Origin of the sequence: Streptomyces capoamus, assembly GCF_014654935.1 — a bacterium.
GTDB lineage: Bacteria > Actinomycetota > Actinomycetes > Streptomycetales > Streptomycetaceae > Streptomyces > Streptomyces capoamus.
Genome location: NZ_BNBF01000029.1, coordinates 1 through 3,006, shown reverse-complemented (window position 1 = coordinate 3,006; position 3,006 = coordinate 1). Strand labels below are relative to the sequence as shown.

General features: G+C 71.9%; 3 protein-coding genes. 2 read left to right on the top strand and 1 reads right to left on the bottom strand.

The window, feature by feature from the left end:
• The coding region (locus tag IE312_RS32570; protein WP_189985852.1) for a class I SAM-dependent methyltransferase at positions 1–688 on the top strand (688 nt) is incomplete at its 5' end.
• A 24-nt stretch (positions 689–712) separates the two neighbouring features.
• On the opposite strand, the gene IE312_RS32565 is transcribed toward IE312_RS32570, so the two are convergent.
• On the bottom strand, positions 713–2,011 hold the full coding sequence (locus IE312_RS32565; RefSeq protein ID WP_229900704.1) for an MFS transporter: 1,299 nt from the start codon (positions 2,009–2,011) through the stop codon (positions 713–715).
• Between the two features lie 110 nt (positions 2,012–2,121).
• Between IE312_RS32565 and IE312_RS32560 the strand changes: the two genes are divergently transcribed.
• A complete protein-coding gene (locus IE312_RS32560; RefSeq protein ID WP_189985851.1) occupies positions 2,122–2,670 on the top strand; it encodes a MarR family winged helix-turn-helix transcriptional regulator in 549 nt (182 codons plus the stop codon).
• Positions 2,671–3,006 lie beyond the last annotated feature (336 nt).

Sequence of the window (3,006 nt, the reverse complement as noted above, 5' to 3'; positions counted from 1 at the left end):
CACCGTCCTGGACCTCGCCTGCGCCACCGGCTTCGCCGCCCGCGCGGCGGCCGCCCTGGTCGGACCCGCCGGCCGGGTCTCCGGCGCCGACAACGACGCCGAGACCATCCGGGTGGCCCGGGACCGGCGCCCCCGCCTCTACCCGGACATCGAGTTCACGGTGGCTCCCGCCGGCCACCTGCCGTACGACACCGCCGCCTTCGACGCGGTCGTCTGCCAGCAGGGCGCCCGGCTCTTCCCCGGCCTCGACGACGCCCTCACCGAAGCCGCCCGTGTCACCCGCCCCGACGGCCGTTTCGCGGCGACCGTCTGGGCCCCCGTCGACCGCCAGCCCTACTTCCTCGCCCAGCAACGGGCCCTCCACGAGTACGGCGGCCCCGACGCGCTCCGCCGGTTCGCGCGCACCTTCGCCGTCACCGCCGAGCAGCTCACCGCCGGCCTGCGCGGGGCCGGCTACACCGGCACCGCCCACCGCGAGGTCACCTTCGGGATCCGCCTGCCCCCGCTGGACGGGTACGCCCGCGCCCACCTGTCCGCCCTCTGGGGCGGTGTGCTCCGGCCGGCCGGCGACCAGGACGTCCTGGGCCGTGCCGCCGCCCTGGTGCGCGAACAGCTGACCGAGCACCTCGCCGACGACGGCACGGCGACGCTCCCGTTCACGGCGGTCCTGGTCACGGCGACCCGCTGACCACCCCGGGGAGCGCCGGACCGCCTAGCGCGGCTCCACCAGCTCGGCGCCCTGCCCCGCGGCGGCGCCGCCCCGCCGGACCACCCGGGTCCCGCGCGCCGGCCACGGCCGGTCCTGCACGGCGGTGAGCTGCCGGCCCAGCCGCAGCGCCAGCACGGTGATCCCCAGCGAGAACAGCAGGAAGGTCACGATGTACGGCCCGTGCAGCGCGGCCCCGAGCGGACCGCCCACCGCCGGCCCCACGGCCAGCGCAAGCTGCTTGACCAGCGCGAACGCCGAGTTGTACTGCCCGGCCATGCCCTCCGGCGCGAGATCGGCGACCAGCGGCGCGACCGTCGGCGACAGCATCGCCTCACCGAGCCCGAACAGCGCGTACGTCGACACGAACGCGGCCGTCGCCATCTCCCGGCTGCCGTGCCCCAGCCCCGCGTATCCCGCGGCCAGCCAGGCCACCGACCAGATCAGTCCGACCGCGGCGATGACCCGGGACCGGCGCCGCCGCTCCACGAGCTTCAGCACGGCGAACTGGGCCACCACGATCACCAGCGTGTTCGCGGCCAGCGCCGTGCCCAGCGCGGACGTGGATATCCCGGCCGCCTCCACGCCGTATGCGCTCAGCCCCGACTCGAACTGCCCGTAACAGGCGAAGAAGAGCACGAAGCCCAGCACGCACAGCTGCACCATCGCCCGGTTCCCGAGCAGCTGCCGCCAGCTGCCCCGCCCCGACTGCCCCGGGGCGTCCTCCATACGCGGCGAGTGCGGCATCCGCACGGTCGCCAGCACGCCGACCAGCAGCAGGAACATCGCCGCCTCGATCGCGAACAGCAGGGTGAAGGAGGACACGCGCGTGGTGTCGACGAGGTGACCGCCTATGAGCCCGCCGACGCCCAGTCCCAGGTTCTGCAGGAAGAACTGCAGCGCGAACGCACGCGAGCGCGTGTCCGCCGAGGAGCAGTCCACGATCATCGTGGCCAGCGCCGGCTGCATCACGGCCTGGCCGGCGCCGAGCGCCGCGGCGGACAGCAGCACGGTCGCGGCACCGCCCGCCAGACCGAGGCTGAGGGCACCCAGGGCTGCGGTCACCAGGGCGGCGAGCAGGACCGGCAGCGGGCCGCGCCGCACGATCGCCCGGCCGGCGAACGGCAGCACGATCAGCGCGGCCACGGCGAAGACGGCGAGCACGAGTCCCGCCGTCATGGCTCCCAGACCCCTGACCTGCGCCACATAGACGTACAGGTAGGGGACGGTGAAGCCGAGCCCGAACGCGCTGAGTGCGTTGCCCACGTGGATCCGGCGCATCGCGGCGCCCATCGCCCTGGTCACGTTCACCTCTCTCACTAGTTAGACCTGAAGACTTCGAAGCTAAAGTTCGAAGCTAAAGAGTACACAGCGAAGGACTTCAAGGCAAAGGCGTATCGTGCGATACTGCGTCCATGGCCGACACACCCGGCGTCACCGAGCCGACGCTCGAAGAACAGATCGCCGCCTACCAGCGCGAGTTCCAGGACCTGGACCCCCAGGTGGAGAAGATCGTGTCGGCCCTGTCCCGGCTGAACCGCCGCATGAACGTGGCCTACGGCCGCCAGACCTCCGCCCTCGGCATCAGCAACGCCGAGTGGGAGGTCCTCAAGGCACTGGTCCTCTCCGGCGCCCCGTACCGCATGGGCCCCAGCGACCTGGCCAAGCGGCTCGGCCTCACGCCGGCCGCGATGACCCACCGCATCGACCGCATGGTCACCGAGGGACTGGTCACCCGGGAGCGTGACGAGTCCAACCGCGTGCGGGTGATCGTGGAGCTGACCCCCGAGGGCCGCGAGAAGTGGCTCGAGGCGATGCGCCTGGCGACGGTCTTCGAGGAGGACCTGCTCCAGGACCTCACCCCCGCCGAGCGCGCGGTGCTCGGCGAGGTCCTGACCAGGCTGCTGCGCCGGGTCGAGCACGCCCAGCCGGACGCCGGCGGCCGGCTCAGCGACCTCGATTAAAGATCTTGACAGCGGTGGTTGACACCGCCTCGCCCGATCCGTAGAGTTCTTCGGGTTGCCGGAGAGCCGTAACGGTTCTTCGACGACACCTCAGCCGCCCCGAGCGGCACCCCTCATACCTCCAGCACGATCTTCCCTCCGGGTTGATTTCGGCGTGCCCGAATTCAATTCGAATAGGGGCTCGGCGGCCCGATTGGGAATCGCCGACCGGATCCGCTAAGGTTTGAGACGTCGGAAGGGCCCAACAGCCCGGAAGGCGAACCCCCCTGACTGGGAGTCAGACGCCGAAAGGATCTGATAGAGTCGGAACCGCCGGAAAGGGAAACGCGAGAGCGG